The organism is Paracoccus sp. S4493 (assembly GCF_000967735.1).
In the GTDB taxonomy this organism is placed as follows: Bacteria; Pseudomonadota; Alphaproteobacteria; order Rhodobacterales; family Rhodobacteraceae; genus Paracoccus; species Paracoccus marcusii.
Genome location: NZ_JXYF01000038.1, coordinates 25,366 through 41,113, shown reverse-complemented (window position 1 = coordinate 41,113; position 15,748 = coordinate 25,366). Strand labels below are relative to the sequence as shown.

Annotated in this window: 28 protein-coding genes; 27 read left to right on the top strand and 1 reads right to left on the bottom strand. The window is 63.9% G+C overall.

The features are described from left to right. Positions 1-277: 277 nt before the first annotated feature. From rpsJ to rpmD, 20 genes are all read left to right on the top strand, one after another. Positions 278-586: a 30S ribosomal protein S10 gene (rpsJ, locus tag TW83_RS07585; RefSeq protein WP_042247848.1), complete on the top strand. Its 309-nt coding sequence runs from the start codon at positions 278-280 to the stop codon at positions 584-586. Positions 587-597: 11 nt separating this feature from the next. Continuing rightward, positions 598-1,488 (top strand): 50S ribosomal protein L3, encoded by an 891-nt coding sequence (gene rplC / locus TW83_RS07580; RefSeq protein ID WP_045982165.1) that lies wholly within the window; start codon positions 598-600, stop codon positions 1,486-1,488. Continuing rightward, a complete protein-coding gene (gene rplD, locus TW83_RS07575) occupies positions 1,488-2,108 on the top strand; it encodes a 50S ribosomal protein L4 (protein ID WP_045982164.1) in 621 nt (206 codons plus the stop codon). Before rplC ends, rplD begins: the two co-directional genes overlap by 1 nt. Further along, positions 2,105-2,401 (top strand): 50S ribosomal protein L23, encoded by a 297-nt coding sequence (locus TW83_RS07570; RefSeq protein WP_045982163.1) that lies wholly within the window; start codon positions 2,105-2,107, stop codon positions 2,399-2,401. Before rplD ends, TW83_RS07570 begins: the two co-directional genes overlap by 4 nt. Positions 2,402-2,494: 93 nt before the next feature. Further along, a complete protein-coding gene (rplB, locus tag TW83_RS07565; protein WP_045982162.1) occupies positions 2,495-3,334 on the top strand; it encodes a 50S ribosomal protein L2 in 840 nt (279 codons plus the stop codon). Between the two features lie 3 nt (positions 3,335-3,337). Beyond that, entirely contained in the window at positions 3,338-3,616 is a 279-nt protein-coding gene (gene rpsS, locus TW83_RS07560; protein WP_045982161.1) for a 30S ribosomal protein S19, read from the top strand. Between the two features lie 5 nt (positions 3,617-3,621). Next, positions 3,622-4,002 (top strand): 50S ribosomal protein L22, encoded by a 381-nt coding sequence (rplV, locus tag TW83_RS07555; RefSeq protein ID WP_042247864.1) that lies wholly within the window; start codon positions 3,622-3,624, stop codon positions 4,000-4,002. Continuing rightward, positions 4,002-4,712, top strand: coding sequence for a 30S ribosomal protein S3 (rpsC, locus tag TW83_RS07550; protein ID WP_045982160.1), 711 nt, complete (start codon positions 4,002-4,004; stop codon positions 4,710-4,712). The genes rplV and rpsC overlap by 1 nt, the downstream gene beginning before the upstream one ends. A gap of 13 nt (positions 4,713-4,725) precedes the next feature. After that, positions 4,726-5,139 (top strand): 50S ribosomal protein L16, encoded by a 414-nt coding sequence (rplP, locus tag TW83_RS07545; RefSeq protein WP_045982159.1) that lies wholly within the window; start codon positions 4,726-4,728, stop codon positions 5,137-5,139. Positions 5,140-5,331: 192 nt separating this feature from the next. Continuing rightward, a complete protein-coding gene (rpmC, locus tag TW83_RS07540; protein ID WP_045982158.1) occupies positions 5,332-5,538 on the top strand; it encodes a 50S ribosomal protein L29 in 207 nt (68 codons plus the stop codon). A gap of 12 nt (positions 5,539-5,550) precedes the next feature. After that, positions 5,551-5,796 (top strand): 30S ribosomal protein S17, encoded by a 246-nt coding sequence (gene rpsQ, locus TW83_RS07535; RefSeq protein WP_045982157.1) that lies wholly within the window; start codon positions 5,551-5,553, stop codon positions 5,794-5,796. Positions 5,797-5,873: 77 nt separating this feature from the next. Next, positions 5,874-6,242: a 50S ribosomal protein L14 gene (rplN, locus tag TW83_RS07530; RefSeq protein ID WP_022708219.1), complete on the top strand. Its 369-nt coding sequence runs from the start codon at positions 5,874-5,876 to the stop codon at positions 6,240-6,242. Continuing rightward, positions 6,242-6,547: a 50S ribosomal protein L24 gene (gene rplX / locus TW83_RS07525; RefSeq protein WP_045982156.1), complete on the top strand. Its 306-nt coding sequence runs from the start codon at positions 6,242-6,244 to the stop codon at positions 6,545-6,547. Before rplN ends, rplX begins: the two co-directional genes overlap by 1 nt. Then, positions 6,547-7,107, top strand: a complete 561-nt coding sequence (gene rplE, locus TW83_RS07520; protein WP_045982155.1) for a 50S ribosomal protein L5 — start codon at positions 6,547-6,549, stop codon at positions 7,105-7,107. The genes rplX and rplE overlap by 1 nt, the downstream gene beginning before the upstream one ends. A 19-nt stretch (positions 7,108-7,126) precedes the next feature. Continuing rightward, positions 7,127-7,432 (top strand): 30S ribosomal protein S14, encoded by a 306-nt coding sequence (gene rpsN, locus TW83_RS07515; protein ID WP_042247889.1) that lies wholly within the window; start codon positions 7,127-7,129, stop codon positions 7,430-7,432. 16 nt (positions 7,433-7,448) lie between these two features. Next, positions 7,449-7,841, top strand: a complete 393-nt coding sequence (rpsH, locus tag TW83_RS07510; RefSeq protein WP_045982167.1) for a 30S ribosomal protein S8 — start codon at positions 7,449-7,451, stop codon at positions 7,839-7,841. A gap of 10 nt (positions 7,842-7,851) precedes the next feature. Further along, on the top strand, positions 7,852-8,385 hold the full coding sequence (gene rplF / locus TW83_RS07505; protein ID WP_045982154.1) for a 50S ribosomal protein L6: 534 nt from the start codon (positions 7,852-7,854) through the stop codon (positions 8,383-8,385). Between the two features lie 12 nt (positions 8,386-8,397). After that, on the top strand, positions 8,398-8,757 hold the full coding sequence (gene rplR, locus TW83_RS07500) for a 50S ribosomal protein L18 (RefSeq protein ID WP_045982153.1): 360 nt from the start codon (positions 8,398-8,400) through the stop codon (positions 8,755-8,757). Between the two features lie 113 nt (positions 8,758-8,870). Continuing rightward, positions 8,871-9,440 (top strand): 30S ribosomal protein S5, encoded by a 570-nt coding sequence (rpsE, locus tag TW83_RS07495; protein ID WP_042247897.1) that lies wholly within the window; start codon positions 8,871-8,873, stop codon positions 9,438-9,440. A 12-nt stretch (positions 9,441-9,452) separates the two neighbouring features. After that, on the top strand, positions 9,453-9,638 hold the full coding sequence (gene rpmD, locus TW83_RS07490) for a 50S ribosomal protein L30 (protein WP_045982152.1): 186 nt from the start codon (positions 9,453-9,455) through the stop codon (positions 9,636-9,638). A 58-nt stretch (positions 9,639-9,696) separates the two neighbouring features. On the opposite strand, the gene TW83_RS07485 is transcribed toward rpmD, so the two are convergent. Next, entirely contained in the window at positions 9,697-10,323 is a 627-nt protein-coding gene (locus TW83_RS07485) for a hypothetical protein (RefSeq protein ID WP_045982151.1), read from the bottom strand. A gap of 233 nt (positions 10,324-10,556) precedes the next feature. Here TW83_RS07485 and rplO point away from each other — a divergent pair, with 233 nt between their 5' ends. From rplO to rplQ, 7 genes are all read left to right on the top strand, one after another. Beyond that, positions 10,557-11,036 carry a 50S ribosomal protein L15 gene (gene rplO / locus TW83_RS07480; RefSeq protein WP_045982150.1) on the top strand — a complete coding sequence of 160 codons (480 nt, stop codon included), beginning with the start codon at positions 10,557-10,559 and terminating at the stop codon, positions 11,034-11,036. Between the two features lie 110 nt (positions 11,037-11,146). After that, a complete protein-coding gene (gene secY / locus TW83_RS07475) occupies positions 11,147-12,517 on the top strand; it encodes a preprotein translocase subunit SecY (protein WP_045982149.1) in 1,371 nt (456 codons plus the stop codon). 64 nt (positions 12,518-12,581) lie between these two features. Then, complete coding sequence (locus tag TW83_RS07470; protein WP_045982148.1) at positions 12,582-13,163, top strand: adenylate kinase; 582 nt, start codon at positions 12,582-12,584, stop codon at positions 13,161-13,163. A gap of 155 nt (positions 13,164-13,318) precedes the next feature. Further along, positions 13,319-13,687: a 30S ribosomal protein S13 gene (gene rpsM / locus TW83_RS07465; protein ID WP_045982147.1), complete on the top strand. Its 369-nt coding sequence runs from the start codon at positions 13,319-13,321 to the stop codon at positions 13,685-13,687. Positions 13,688-13,699: 12 nt separating this feature from the next. Next, a complete protein-coding gene (gene rpsK / locus TW83_RS07460) occupies positions 13,700-14,089 on the top strand; it encodes a 30S ribosomal protein S11 (RefSeq protein ID WP_042247912.1) in 390 nt (129 codons plus the stop codon). 114 nt (positions 14,090-14,203) lie between these two features. Then, on the top strand, positions 14,204-15,220 hold the full coding sequence (locus tag TW83_RS07455) for a DNA-directed RNA polymerase subunit alpha (protein ID WP_042247914.1): 1,017 nt from the start codon (positions 14,204-14,206) through the stop codon (positions 15,218-15,220). Positions 15,221-15,328: 108 nt separating this feature from the next. Then, positions 15,329-15,748 (top strand): 50S ribosomal protein L17, encoded by a 420-nt coding sequence (gene rplQ, locus TW83_RS07450; protein WP_042247916.1) that lies wholly within the window; start codon positions 15,329-15,331, stop codon positions 15,746-15,748.

Genomic DNA, 15,748 nt, shown 5'->3' with positions numbered 1-15,748 from the left:
CAAGATCATCAAGTGATCCAGGGCCCGAACGGGCCAAGGAACGCTGCGGGAAAGGCCACCCTTCGGGGTGGCCTTTTTCATGCGGCCCGCGGCGCTTGACGGGCAGGCCGATTTGCGGCATAGGACCGCAACGCTGCCGGTTCGCGAAGAATCGTCGGTTTTGCGCGTGGCCGCCTCATCGTGGGCGGCCTGCGTTTTTTTCGTACGGTCCGATGCTGGCGCCGCGTGGTGCGCCGTCAGCCTCTCGACTGGAACTCCCCGCAAGAGGGATGTCTTTATGCAAAGCCAGAATATCCGGATCCGGCTGAAGGCCTTCGATTACCGCGTGCTGGACGCCAGCACCCAGGAAATCGTCAACACGGCCAAGCGCACCGGCGCGACCGTCCGCGGCCCGATCCCGCTGCCGAACAAGATCGAGAAATTCACCGTCCTGCGCGGTCCGCACATCGACAAGAAGTCGCGCGACCAGTGGGAAATCCGCACGCACAAGCGTCTGCTGGACATCGTCGATCCGACCCCGCAGACCGTTGACGCCCTCATGAAGCTCGACCTCGCCGCCGGCGTGGACGTCGAGATCAAAGTCTGAGGAGGCAGATCATGTTGCGTACTGGTATCATCGCCAAGAAACTGGGCATGACCCGTCTGTTCCTCGAGGACGGCCGTCAGGTTCCCGTCACCGTCCTGCAACTGGACGGCCTGCAGGTCATCGCGCAGCGCACCGCCGCGACCGATGGCTATACCGCCGTCCAGCTGGGCGCCGGCGAGGCGAAAGCAAAGCGCACGACCGCAGCGATGCGCGGTCACTTTGCCAAGGCCTCGGTCGCGCCCAAGCGCAAGATCGTGGAATTCCGCGTTGCGGAAGAGAACCTGATCAACGTCGGTGAGGAGATCACGGCTGACCACTACTTCTCGGGTCAGTATGTGGACATCGCCGGCATCTCGATCGGTAAGGGCTTTGCTGGCGCCATGAAGCGCCACAACTTCGGCGGTCTGCGCGCGTCGCACGGCGTGTCCGTCAGCCACCGTTCGCACGGTTCGACCGGCCAGTGCCAGGACCCCGGCAAGGTGTTCAAGGGCAAGAAGATGGCAGGTCACCTGGGTGCCGTCCGCGTCACCACGCAGAACCTGCAGGTCGTCCGCACGGATTCCGAGCGCGGCCTGATCATGGTCAAGGGCTCGGTGCCGGGCTCGAAGGGTGGCTGGGTCACCGTCAAGGACGCCGTCAAGAAGGCGACGCCCGAGAACCTGATCTATCCGGCCGCCCTGCGGTCCGCCGCCCGCGAAGCCGCGCGTCTGGCTGAGGAAGCCGCCGCCGCCGCCGCCGCCGAGGAAGAAGCCGCCCGCGAGGAGGCCGCCCGTCTGGCCGCCGAGCAGGAAGCCGCCGCCCTGGCCGAGGCCGAAGCCTCGATCAAGTCGGACAAGGACGCTGCCGATCCCAACGCGGAAGAGCCGGCATCCAATGACGACGCGCCGGAAGGAGACAAGTGATGAAACTTGATGTGATCAAGCTGGATTCCGGCGCAGCCGGGTCGATCGATCTGGCCGACGACATCTTCGGGCTGGAGCCGCGCGGCGACATCCTGCAGCGCGTCGTGCGTTGGCAGCGCGCCAAGGCACAGGCCGGCACCCACTCGGTGCTGGGCAAGTCGGACGTCAGCTACTCGACCAAGAAGATCTATCGCCAGAAGGGCACCGGCGGCGCACGCCACGGCTCCCGCAAGGCGCCGACCTTCCGCCACGGCGGCGTCTATAAGGGTCCGACCCCGCGGTCGCACGCTTTCGATCTGCCCAAGAAGGTCCGTGCCCTGGGTCTGCGTCACGCGCTGTCGGCGAAGGCCACCGCGGGTGAACTGGTCATCATCGAGGATCTGAACCTCGCCGATGCCAAGACCGCAGCCGTCGCCAAGGCCGTCCGTGAGAACGGCTGGAAGCGCGTGCTGGTGATCGACGGTGCCGAAGTGAACGAGAACTTCGCCCGTGCCGCCCGCAACATCGAAGGCGTGGACATCCTGCCGTCGATGGGTGCCAACGTGTATGACATCCTCAAGCGTGATACACTGGTCATCACGCGCGCCGGTGTCGAAGCTCTGGAGGCTCGTCTGAAATGAGCGCGAAAGCAGAACATTACGACGTGATCGTCAAGCCGATCATCACCGAGAAGGCCACCATGACGTCCGAGAACAACGGCGTCGTGTTCCAGGTCGCCAAGGACTCGAACAAGCCGCAGATCAAGCAGGCCGTCGAGACCCTGTTCGGCGTCAAGGTGAAGGCGGTCAACACCACCATCACCAAGGGCAAGCAGAAGCGCTTCCGCGGCCAGCTGGGTCGTCGCAGCGACGTCAAGAAGGCCTATGTGACGCTGGAAGCCGGCAGCACCATCGACGTTTCGACCGGTCTCTGATAACCGGACGCGATCTGGCGGCCCCGGCATTCCGGGGCCGCCGCAATTGACTGAAACGGACCACCCTGGTCCAAAGCAACGGAAGACAGAAAGATGGCATTGAAGTCGTACAAACCGACGACGCCTGGCCAGCGTGGGCTGGTTCTGATCGACCGTTCGGAGCTTTGGAAAGGTCGCCCGGTCAAGAGCCTCACCGAGGGTCTGACCAAGAAAGGCGGCCGGAACAACACCGGACGGATCACCATGCGGCGCCAAGGCGGCGGCGCGAAACGCCTGTATCGCATCGTCGATTTCAAGCGCACCAAGTTCGACATGGCCGGCACGGTCGAGCGGATCGAGTACGATCCCAACCGCACCGCCTTCATCGCGCTGATCAAGTACGAAGACGGCGAGCAGACCTATATCCTGGCACCGCAGCGTCTGGCCATCGGCGACAAGGTCGTCGCGGGTTCCAAGGTCGACGTGAAGCCGGGCAACGCCATGCCCTTCAGCGGCATGCCCATCGGCACGATCGTCCACAACGTCGAGCTGAAGCCCGGCAAGGGCGGTCAGATCGCGCGTTCGGCGGGCACCTATGCCCAGTTCGTGGGTCGTGACGGCGGCTATGCCCAGATCCGCCTGTCCTCGGGCGAGCTGCGCCTGGTCCGTCAGGAATGCATGGCGACCATCGGCGCCGTGTCGAATGCCGACCATTCGAACCAGAACCTCGGCAAGGCCGGCCGCAACCGCCACAAGGGCATCCGCCCGAGCGTCCGCGGTGTCGCCATGAACCCGATCGACCACCCGCATGGTGGTGGTGAGGGCCGCACCTCGGGTGGCCGCACGCCGGTCACGCCCTGGGGTAAGGACACCAAGGGCAAGAAGACCCGCAGCAACAAGGCGACCGACAAGTACATCTTGCGTTCGCGTCACGCGAAGAAGAAGGGGCGCTGACCTATGGCACGTTCTGTTTGGAAAGGCCCCTTTGTTGACGCCTATGTGCTCAAGAAAGCCGAGAAGGCCCGTGAGTCGGGGAAATCCGACGTCATCAAGATCTGGTCGCGTCGCTCGACCATCCTGCCGCAATTCGTCGGCCTGACCTTTGCCGTCTACAACGGGCACAAGCACATCCCCGTGAACGTCAGCGAAGAGATGATCGGTCAGAAGTTCGGTGAATATTCGCCCACGCGCACCTATTACGGGCACGCCGCGGACAAGAAAGCCAAGAGGAAGTAATCGTCATGGGTAAGGAAAACAATCCGCGCCGCGTGGCGGAGAACGAGGCCTTCGCCAAGACGAAGATGCTTCGCACCTCGCCGCAGAAGCTGAACCTGGTGGCTCAGCTGATCCGCGGCAAGAAGGTCGACAAGGCTCTGGCCGACCTGACCTTCTCGCACAAGCGCATCGCCGGCGACGTGAAGAAATGCCTTCAGTCCGCCATCGCGAATGCCGAGAACAACCACGGTCTGGACGTCGACAACCTGGTCGTCGCCGAGGCGTGGGTCGGCAAGAACCTGGTGATGAAGCGTGGCCGTCCGCGGGCACGTGGCCGCTTCGGCAAGATCATGAAGCCGTTTTCGGAAATCACCATCAAGGTGCGCCAAGTCGAGGAGCAAGCGTAATGGGTCAGAAGGTCAATCCGATCGGCATGCGCCTCCAGGTCAACCGCACCTGGGACAGCCGCTGGTACGCCGACGACAAGGACTATGGCAATCTGCTGCTTGAAGACCTGAAGATCCGGGACTTCATCCGCACCGAAGCCAAGCAGGCCGGCATCAGCCGCGTCATCATCGAGCGCCCCCACAAGAAGTGCCGCGTGACCATTCACGCAGCGCGTCCCGGTGTCATCATCGGCAAGAAGGGTGCGGACATCGAGACCCTGCGCAAGAAGCTGGCGAACTTCACTGACAGCGAACTGCACCTGAACATCGTCGAAGTGCGCAAGCCCGACGTCGATGCGCAGCTGGTCGCCGAGTCGATCGCTCAGCAGCTGGAGCGTCGCGTGTCGTTCCGCCGCGCGATGAAGCGTTCGGTCCAGAACGCGATGCGCATGGGTGCCCTGGGCATCCGCGTGAACGTCGCCGGCCGTCTCGGCGGTGCCGAGATCGCACGGACCGAGTGGTATCGCGAGGGCCGCGTGCCCCTGCACACCCTGCGGGCCGACATCGACTATGCACTCTGCGAAGCCACGACCCCGTACGGGATCATCGGCGTGAAGGTGTGGATCTTCAAGGGCGAGATCATGGAACATGATCCCCAGGCCCATGATCGCCGCGCTGCCGAGGCCCAGGAAGGTCCGGCCCCCCGTGGTCCGCGCCGCGACGCCCGGTAAGGAGTAGAAAACAATGCTGCAACCGAAACGGACCAAGTTCCGCAAACAGCACAAGGGCCGTATCCACGGCGAGGCAAAGGGCGGTTTCGACCTGAACTTTGGCTCGTTCGCCCTGAAGGCAACCGAACCGGAGCGCGTCACCGCGCGCCAGATCGAGGCGGCCCGCCGCGCGATCACCCGTCACATGAAGCGTCAGGGCCGGGTCTGGATCCGGATTTTCCCGGACGTCCCGGTGTCGTCCAAGCCCACCGAGGTCCGGATGGGTAAGGGCAAGGGTTCCGTCGACTTCTGGGCGGCCCGGGTGCATCCCGGCCGGATCATGTTCGAGATCGACGGCGTGAACGACACCATCGCCCGCGAGGCCCTGCGCCTCGGCGCGATGAAGCTGCCGGTCCTGACCCGCATCGTCGCACGCGAAGACTGGTAAGCGTCGGCCCGCCGGGCCAGCGCGAAAGGGGGCCCCGCCGAGCGATCGGCGGGGCCCCTGCCTTTTCCAGCAAACGGGCTTGCCAAACGGGCGTTCAGCCTGTATGCGCAGGCCTTCATCACGAAACTCCACCGGAATCAGGGTGGCCCTGGCGACAGGGGCTCTCCGGTGATGTTGAAAGGAAGACGCGTCATGGACGCCACCGAACTGAAGTCGAAGACGCCCGACCAGCTGAAGGATCAGCTGGTTGCGCTGAAAAAAGAGGCCTTCAACCTGCGCTTTCAGCAGGCGACCGGCCAGCTGGAAAGCACCGCACGCATGCGCACCGTCCGTCGCGACGTGGCCCGCGTGAAGACGATTCTGAACCAGAAAGCGGCCGAAGCCGCGGCCTCAAACTAAGGAGCCCGGCCCATGCCCAAACGTATCCTGCAAGGCCGCGTCACCAGCGACAAGAACGAACAGACGATCACCGTCCTGGTCGAGCGCCGCTTCAAGCATCCCGTGCTGCACAAGATCGTGCGCTCGTCGAAGAAATACCGCGCGCATGACGCGCAGAACCAGTTCAAGATCGGGGACACCGTTCGCATCGTCGAATGCGCCCCGATCTCGAAGACGAAACGCTGGACTGTCCTGACGGACGAAGCGGTCAACGCCTGAAGTCCATCATTACAGATCAGAAATGATCGAAACCCTGGGGCCGCAGTCGGCGGTCCCCAAAGGTCGGGAGAAACCAAATGATCCAGATGCAGACCAATCTGGATGTTGCTGATAACTCGGGCGCTCGCCGGGTTCAGTGCATCAAGGTCCTGGGTGGTTCGCACCGTCGCTATGCGTCGGTGGGCGACATCATTGTCGTGTCCGTGAAGGAAGCCATCCCCCGGGGCCGGGTGAAGAAGGGTGACGTCCGCAAGGCCGTCGTCGTTCGCACCGCCAAGGAAGTGAATCGCGAAGACGGAACCTCGATCCGCTTCGACCGCAACGCCGCCGTCATCCTGAACAACCAGGGCGAACCGGTCGGCACCCGTATCTTCGGGCCGGTCGTGCGCGAGCTGCGTGCGAAGAACTTCATGAAGATCATCTCGCTTGCACCGGAGGTGCTGTGATGGCTGCCAAGCTGAAGAAGGGCGACAAGGTCGTCGTGCTGGCCGGCAAGGACAAGGGCAAGCAGGGTGAGATCACCGCTGTCATGCCCAAGGACAACAAGGCCATCGTGGACGGCGTGAACGTCGCCATCCGCCACACCAAGCAGTCCCAGAACAGCCAGGGCGGCCGCGTGTCGAAGGCCATGCCGATCGACCTGTCGAACCTGTCGCTGATGGACAAGAACGGCAAGGCAACCCGCGTCGGCTTCCGCATGGAAGACGGCGGCAAGGTCCGCTTTGCCAAGACCACGGGAGACGTGATCTGATGCTGGACGACGCCAAGTACACGCCCCGCCTGCGCGCGGTGTTCACCGACACCATCAAGGCCGCGCTGAAGGAAGAGTTCAGCTACAAGAACGACATGCAGATCCCGCGTCTGGACAAGATCGTCCTGAACATGGGTGTCGGCGAAGCCGTCAAGGACACCAAGAAGGTCAAGCAGGCGGCCGACGAGCTGTCGCTGATCGCCGGTCAGAAGGCCATCATCACCTATGCCAAGAAGTCGATCGCCGGCTTCCGCGTGCGTGAGGAGATGCCGCTTGGCTGCAAGGTGACCCTGCGCGGCGACCGCATGTACGAATTCCTGGACCGCCTGATCAACATCGCGCTGCCCCGCGTCCGCGACTTCCGCGGCGTGAAGCCGACGTCGTTCGACGGCCGCGGCAACTATGCGATGGGCCTGAAAGAGCACATCGTTTTCCCGGAAATCAACTTCGACAAGGTCGACGAAGTTCTGGGGATGGACATCATCATCTGCACCACCGCGACGACCGACGCGGAAGCGAAGTCGCTGTTGAAGCATTTCAACATGCCGTTCACCAGCTGATCGCGGAGGGAAAGAAGATATGGCAAAGAAATCCATGATCGAGCGCGAGAACAAGCGCGCACGTCTGGTCAAGCAATACGCTGCAAAGCGTGCTGAACTGAACGAGGTCATCAAGGACCAGTCCCGCCCGATGGAAGAGCGGTTCAAGGCCACGCTGAAGCTGGCCGAACTGCCGCGCAACTCGTCGGCGACGCGCCTGCACAACCGGTGCCAACTGACCGGTCGTCCGCATGCGTATTACCGCAAACTGAAACTGTCGCGGATCATGCTGCGCGAGCTCGGCTCGCACGGTCAGATCCCCGGCCTGGTCAAGTCCAGCTGGTAAGGGGGCACATACCATGATGAACGATCCTCTCGGCGATATGCTGACCCGCATCCGCAATGCGCAGATGCGCGGCAAATCGACCGTCCGCACCCCCGCCTCCAAGCTGCGTGCCTGGGTTCTGGACGTGCTGAAGAACGAAGGTTACATCCGCGGCTACGAGGAAGTGACCACCACCGAGGGCCACAAAGAGCTGGAAATCGGGCTGAAGTACCACGACGGAACCCCGGTCATCCGGGAACTGTCGCGCGTGTCGAAGCCGGGTCGCCGGGTCTATGCCGGGTCTAAGGAAATCCCGCAGGTCCGTCAGGGTCTGGGCGTCTCGATCGTCTCGACTCCCAAGGGCGTCATGTCGGATGCAGCGGCTCGCAATGCCAATGTTGGCGGCGAAGTCCTCTGCACCGTGTTCTAAGGAGGGCAGAATGTCTCGTATTGGTAAGAAGCCGGTCGAACTGCCCAAGGGCGTGACGGCCGAGATCAAGGGTCAGACCATCGAAGTGAAGGGGCCGAAGGGCACCCGTCATTTCACGGCGACCGATGATGTGGATCTGGTGCTGGAAGATGGTTCCGTCGCGGTCAAGCCGCGCGGAACGTCCAAGCGTGCGCGCCAGCAGTGGGGGATGACCCGCTCGATGATCGAGAACCTGACCGTGGGCGTGTCCACCGGGTTCAAGAAGGAGCTGGAGATCCAGGGTGTGGGTTACCGCGCCAACATGCAGGGCAAGGACCTGAAGTTGGCTCTGGGCTACTCGCATGACGTGATCTTCGAGGTGCCGGAAGGCGTCACGGTGTCGTCTCCGAAGCAGACCGAAATCGTTGTGGAAGGCATTGACCAGCAGCTTGTTGGCCAGGTCGCAGCGAACATCCGCGAGTGGCGCAAGCCCGAGCCCTACAAGGGCAAGGGTATCCGCTACAAGGGCGAGTTCGTGTTCCGCAAGGAAGGCAAGAAGAAGTAAGGGGCGCATGAAATGGCACTGAAAAAGCAAGAGCTGTTCCAGAAGCGCCGCCTGCGCGTTCGGAACAAGCTGCGGGCGATGTCGAACGGCCGTCCGCGGATGTCGATCCACCGGTCCTCGAAGAACATCTTCGTGCAGGTGATCGACGACCTGAAGGGCGTGACCCTGGCTTCGGCAAGCACGCTGGAGAAGGACCTGGGCCTGATCGGCAAGAACAACGTCGAGGCTGCGGCCAAGATCGGTTCGACCATCGCCGAGCGTGCGAAAGCCGCTGGCGTGGAAGAAGTTGTGTTCGACCGCGGCGGCTTCATCTTCCACGGCAAGGTCAAGGCTCTGGCCGACGCCGCCCGTGAAGGTGGTCTGAAGTTCTGATCCTGCGGACGGCGCATGCCCCAGTGGCGGCGCCGTCCCGATGATCCGGGAACATCCGTTCACCGGGATCGACACAACCGGCGCCGCGCGCGCCCGCGTACAAGGAATGCCTCATGGCAGAACGTGACAACAACCGCCGGGGCGGTCGCAACGACCGCGAAGAGAACCCGGAATTCCAGGACCGCCTGGTTGCCATCAACCGCGTGTCCAAGACGGTCAAGGGCGGCAAGCGCTTTGGCTTTGCGGCACTCGTCGTCGTCGGTGACCAACGCGGCCGCGTCGGTTTCGGCAAGGGCAAGGCCAAAGAGGTCCCCGAGGCGATCCGCAAGGCGACCGAGCAGGCCAAGCGCGGCCTGATCCGCGTCCCGCTGCGTGACGGCCGTACCCTGCACCACGACATCGAAGGTCGTCATGGCGCCGGCAAGGTCATCATGCGTACGGCCGTCGCCGGTACCGGCATCATCGCAGGCGGCCCGATGCGCGCCGTGTTCGAGATGCTGGGCGTGCAGGACGTCGTGGCCAAGTCGCAGGGGTCGCAGAACCCCTACAACATGATCCGCGCCACCCTGGACGGTCTGAAGAAAGAGTCGAGCCCCCGCAGCGTCGCGACCCGTCGCGGCAAGAAAGTGGCCGACATCCTGCCCTCGAACGACAAGCCGGCTGACGCCGCTGTCGAAGCGTAAGGAGCGAGACGCATGGCAACCATCGTCATCAAGCAGATCGGATCGCCGATCCGCCGCCCCAAGGACCAGCTGGCCACCCTGAAGGGCCTGGGCCTGAACAAGATGAACCGCACCCGCGAACTGGAGGATACCCCCTCCGTGCGCGGCATGGTCAACAAGATCCCGCATCTGGTGGCGATCATCGAAGAAAAGGCCTGATCCCCGCGGTCAGGTCAGTGAAACGCCCCGCCATTGCGGGGCGTTTTGCGTTTCAGCGCTATTCGCGGCAGGCATAGAGCGTGCCGCCCACTGCCACGACCGATACCGCAGCCCCGGTCAGCAGCACCGGAGAGGCCGCGACCGCCGCCGCCGCACCGCCAAGCGAGGCCAGTGCCCCGGACACCGCCGTGCCCGCGCCGCTGAGGATCACGGCCCCGGACGCATCGGGCAGCGCCTGCAGCCCCTGTACGGACCGTCTGGCCGCGGCACCCGACAGCGCCCCCGCGGCGGCGGTCGTCTGGTTCACGCGGCGACAGACGGCGCGGGTCTGGCTGCGGCACACGCCCCAGGCATCCCGCGCCCCCAGGTCATAGCCCATCACCGATTCGCTGGCCTTGTCGAAGCGGAGGCAGAAGGGCAGGCGTTCCTCGTCCGTCAGTTCGGGCGTCAGGCTGCGCAGGACGACATAGCTGGGGCAGTCGTGGCGCCCGATGCGGGTGGCCAGCTGTTCGCGGCGCGAATAGGTGTCCGACAGCCGCGCCTCGGCCTTGTCATAGCCCATGACGACATCGCGGTCATTGATACGGGCGGTGCAGAAGGTCGGCTCTGCCTCCTGTGCGGCGACGGGCGCGGCCGGCAGGGAGGAGAGCAGGGCAAGGATGGGGATCAGGGCAAGGCGGGGCATGGCAACTTCCGGTAGTATCGGGGATGGCCCATGCGTGGGGCAGGGGGGCGCGCCACTCAAGACACAAGATGGTGTCGGGCGTGATTGGCAACGCCCCTGTGGCGGGATCGCTTGAAAGATGCGGGCATTGCGCGTATAGGGCCCCGGTGCTCAATGGCACAGTGATTCAACAAGCAAGAAAAGCCGTGGCCCCCTGTTTCGCTTCGAGGGAGTGTCCGGCAAGGAGAAGCGACATGAAACTGCATGAAATCCGCGACAATGATGGCGCGAACCGCTCGAAGAAGCGCGTTGCGCGTGGTCCGGGCTCGGGCAAGGGCAAGACCGCCGGCCGGGGTATCAAGGGCCAGAAGTCGCGTTCGGGCGTCGCCCTGGGCGGATACGAAGGCGGCCAGATGCCGCTGTACCGCCGCCTGCCCAAGCGCGGCTTCAGCAAGCCGAACGCAAAGTCGTTCGCCGTTGTGAACCTGGGCCAGATCCAGGGCTTCATCGATGCGGGCAAGATCGACGGCAAGGCAGAGCTGACCGAAGACGCGCTGGTCGCATCGGGTCTGGTCCGCCGCAAGCTGGACGGCATCCGTCTGCTGGCCACCGGCGAGCTGAAGTCGGGCATGACCATCACCGTCACCGGTGCCTCGAAAGCCGCGATCGACGCGGTCGAGAAGGCGGGCGGCAAGGTCAACCTGCCGGCAGCGCGCGACGCGGCGGCCGAATAAGCTGTTGAAGGGGGCTTTCCTGCCCCATAGATAGCATCTAGGTTTTCAGGCGCCGCCGGTCCCCGCGAAAACGGGTCGGCGGCGCTGTCATGACACGGGACATAAACAGCATGGCGTCAGCCGCAGAACAGATGGCCGCGAACCTCTCCTGGGGGCAGCTCGGCAAGGCCACGGAACTTCGCCAGCGGATCTGGTTCACGATCGGCGTGCTGATCATGTACCGCATCGGCACCTATATTCCGGTGCCCGGCATCGACGGCGCGGCGCTGCGCAACTTCATGGAGCAGGCCTCGACGGGCATCGGCGGCATGCTGTCCATGTTCACCGGCGGCGCGCTTGGCCGGATGGGTGTTTTTGCCCTGGGCATCATGCCCTACATCTCGGCCTCGATCATCGTTCAGCTGCTGACCTCGATGGTCCCGTCGCTGGAGCAGCTGAAGAAGGAAGGCGAGACCGGCCGCAAGAAGATCAACCAGTACACCCGCTACGGCACCGTGGCGCTGGCGCTGTTCCAGGCATACGGCCTGGCACGCAGCCTGGAGGCCGGCGGCCTGGCGCATGAACCCGGCCTGTTCTTCCAGGCATCGGTGGTCATCACCCTGGTCGGCGGAACCATGTTCCTGATGTGGCTGGGCGAACAGATCACCGCACGCGGCGTCGGCAACGGCATCTCGCTGATCATCTTCGTGGGCATCCTGGCCGAAATCCCGGCCGCGCTGGCCACCTTCTTCCAGCAGGGTCGCACGGGCGCCATCTCGACCCCGGTGATCCTGTTCGTGATCGTGATGCTGGTGGCGATCATCGCCTTCGTGGTGTTCATGGAACGCGCGCTGCGCAAGATCCGCATCCAGTATCCCCGGCGCCAGGTCGGCATGAAGGTCTATGACGGTCAGACCAGCCACTTGCCGGTCAAGGTCAACCCCGCGGGCGTGATCCCGGCGATCTTCGCCAGCTCGCTGCTGCTGCTGCCGATCACCATCTCGACCTTCTCGGGGAACGAGACCGGTCCGATCATGTCGGTGATCCTGGCCTATTTCGGGCCCGGCCAACCGCTGTACCTGCTGTTCTTCGCGGCAATGATCGTGTTCTTCACGTATTTCTACACGCAGAACGTCTCGTTCAAGACCGACGACGTGGCCGAGAATCTGAAGAACCAGGGCGGCTTCATTCCGGGCATCCGTCCGGGCAAGCGGACCCAGGACTATCTTGATTACGTGGTGAACCGCCTGCTGGTGATCGGCTCTGCCTATCTGGCACTGGTGTGCCTGATGCCCGAGATCCTGCGCGACCAGTTCTCGATCCCGGTCTATCTGGGCGGAACCTCGGTCCTGATCGTGGTGTCGGTGACGATGGACACGATCAACCAGGTTCAGAGCCACCTGCTGGCGCACCAGTACGAGGGGCTGATCGAGAAATCCCAGCTGCGCGGCAAGCGCAAGCCGGGTACCGCCAAGCCGCGCCGCCTGCCGTCGCGCCGCTGAGGGCGCGACCGTACCGACGACACGACAAGGCCGCATCAATGGCCACCTGAGGGGGACAGACGCCATGACCATCAACATCATCCTGTTGGGGCCGCCGGGTGCCGGCAAGGGAACCCAAGCCGGCCGCCTTGTGGCCGACAAGGGCCTTGTCCAGCTGTCCACCGGGGACATGCTGCGTGCCGCCCGGTCGTCGGGGACCGAAATGGGCCGCCGCGTCGCTGAGGTCATGGACCGGGGCGAACTGGTCACGGACGAGATCGTCATCGGCCTGATCCGCGAGCAGCTTGAGAAGGGCGGCAAGGGCTTCATCTTCGACGGCTTCCCCCGGACGTTGGCTCAGGCGGATGCCTTGGGGCGCCTTCTGGCCGAATCCGGCATGGCGTTGGATGCGGTGATCGAGCTGCAGGTCGATGACGAGGCCTTGGTCGGACGGATCGTCAAGCGCGCCGAGGAATCGCGCGCCGCTGGTCTGCCGGTGCGCCGCGACGACACCCCCGAGGTCTTTGCCGACCGCCTGCGCGAATACTACAAGAAGACCGCGCCGCTCTTGGGATACTACTACGCCAAGGGCAACCTGCAGACCGTCGACGGCATGGCACCGATGGAGCAGGTCGCCGCCCAGATCGCGGCAAAGCTGCCTGCTTGACGACGCGGCGATCTGCCGCTAGTTCACGTCATCTCGCAAGAGAATCACCCGGATCGCGGGTGGACCATCGATTTGGCCCGGAGGCACAGCTTTCGGGCCTTGCGTTGTGAAAAAAGGTTCCGGCGTTACGGAACCGCAACTGAAAAGGAAAACGCGTGGCTCGTATTGCTGGCGTCAACATTCCGACGGGGAAACGCGTCCCCATCGCTCTGACCTATATCCACGGCATCGGCGACCTGTACGCCGCTCAGATCTGCGAAGCGACCGGCATCGACACGTCGCGCCGCATCAACGATCTGTCGGACGCAGAAGTCCTGGCCATCCGCGAATACATCGATGCCAACCTGACCGTCGAGGGCGACCTTCGCCGCGAAGTCCAGATGAACATCAAGCGCATGATGGACCTGGGCTCGTATCGCGGTCTTCGCCACCGTCGCGGCCTTCCGGTCCGCGGTCAGCGCACGCATACCAATGCGCGCACCCGCAAGGGCCCGGCCAAGCCGATCGCCGGCAAGAAGAAATAAGGGGCAAGCGACATGGCACGTGACAAGACCCGCATGAAGCGCAAGGAACGCAAAAACATCGCCACCGGCGTTGCGCATGTGAACTCCAGCTTCAACAACACCAAGATCCTGATCTCGGACGTCCAGGGCAACGCCATCGCTTGGTCCTCGGCCGGCACGATGGGCTTCAAGGGTTCGCGCAAATCGACCCCTTACGCCGCCCAGATGGCTGCCGAAGATGCCGGCCGCAAGGCGCAGGAACACGGCGTCCGCACGCTGGACGTCGAAGTCCAGGGCCCCGGTTCGGGCCGCGAATCGGCGCTGCGCGCGCTGGCCGCTGCCGGCTTCAACATCACGGCCATCCGTGACGTGACGCCGATCGCGCATAACGGCTGCCGCCCGCCCAAGCGCCGTCGCGTCTGATCCTGGATCATCATTGACCGGCCCGTGCGTCCGCGCATGGGCCGGACTTTCGCATTTCACCTCGGGCGTTTCCGGCCACGGTCATGGGCAGGAAGCAAGTATGGAGGAAAATCCATGATCCACAAGAACTGGGCCGAACTGATCAAGCCGACTCAGCTGGTCGTCAAGCCGGGCGCCGACGCGACCCGCACGGCCACCCTGGTCGCCGAGCCGCTGGAGCGGGGCTTCGGCCTGACGCTTGGCAACGCGCTGCGCCGGGTGCTGATGTCCTCGCTGCAGGGCGGTGCCATCACGGCCGTGCAGATCGACAACGTTCTGCACGAGTTCAGCAGCGTCGCCGGCGTCCGCGAGGACGTGACCGACATCGTGCTGAACCTGAAAGGCGTCACGCTGAAGATGGACGTCGAAGGCCCCAAGCGCCTGACGCTGTCCGCCAAGGGTCCGGGCGAAGTCAAGGCCAGCGACATCCAGGAAACGGCCGGCATCACCGTTCTGAACCGCGACCACGTCATCTGCCATCTGGATGACGGCGCCGAGCTGAACATGGAACTGACCGTGCAGACGGGCAAGGGCTATGTCGCCGCCGACAAGAACCGTCCCGAGGATGCGCCCATCGGTCTGATCCCGATCGACGCGATCTTCTCGCCGGTCAAGCGCGTCAGCTATGAGGTGCAGCCCACCCGTGAGGGGCAGGTGCTGGACTATGACAAGCTGACCATGAAGATCGAGACCGACGGGTCGCTGACGCCGGAAGACGCCGTGGCCTATGCCGCGCGCATCGTTCAGGACCAGTTGTCCGTGTTCGTCAACTTCGACGAGCCGGAAGCCGCGAACCGCCAGGACAGCGACGATGGCCTGGAATTCGATCCGCGTTTGCTGAAGAAGGTCGACGAGCTGGAGCTGTCGGTCCGCTCGGCGAACTGCCTGAAGAACGACAACATCGTCTATATCGGCGATCTGATCCAGAAGACTGAGGCAGAGATGCTGCGGACCCCGAACTTCGGCCGCAAGTCCTTGAACGAGATCAAGGAAGTGCTGTCGGGCATGGGCCTGCACCTGGGCATGGACGTGGTCGACTGGCCGCCGGAGAACATCGAGGACCTGGCCAAGCGTTTCGACGACCAGTTCTGAGATCACGGCGGGGGGTGACCCCCGCTGACCACCGGGCATCTGCCCCAAGGAGAGCGGCCCGCACGCATGGGCCGCCGGACAAAGCAAAACACGCTGTAGGAGATCATCATGCGTCACGCCCGTGGCTATCGCCGCCTCAACCGTACCCACGAACACCGCAAGGCGCTGTTCGCCAACATGTCCGGCTCGCTGATCGAGCACGAGCAGATCAAGACCACCTTGCCGAAAGCCAAGGAACTGCGTCCGATCGTCGAGAAGCTGATCACGCTGGCCAAGCGTGGCGATCTTCACGCCCGCCGTCAGGCGAACGCCCAGCTGAAGCAGGACATGCATGTCGCCAAGCTGTTCGACGTTCTGGGTGAGCGTTACAAGGACCGCCAGGGCGGCTATGTCCGCATCATGAAGGCCGGCTTCCGCTATGGCGACATGGCGCCGATGGCGATCATCGAACTGGTCGACCGCGACACCAGCGCCAAGGGTGCCGCCGACCGTGCGCGCCTGGAATCGGAATTCACTGCCGAAGACTGA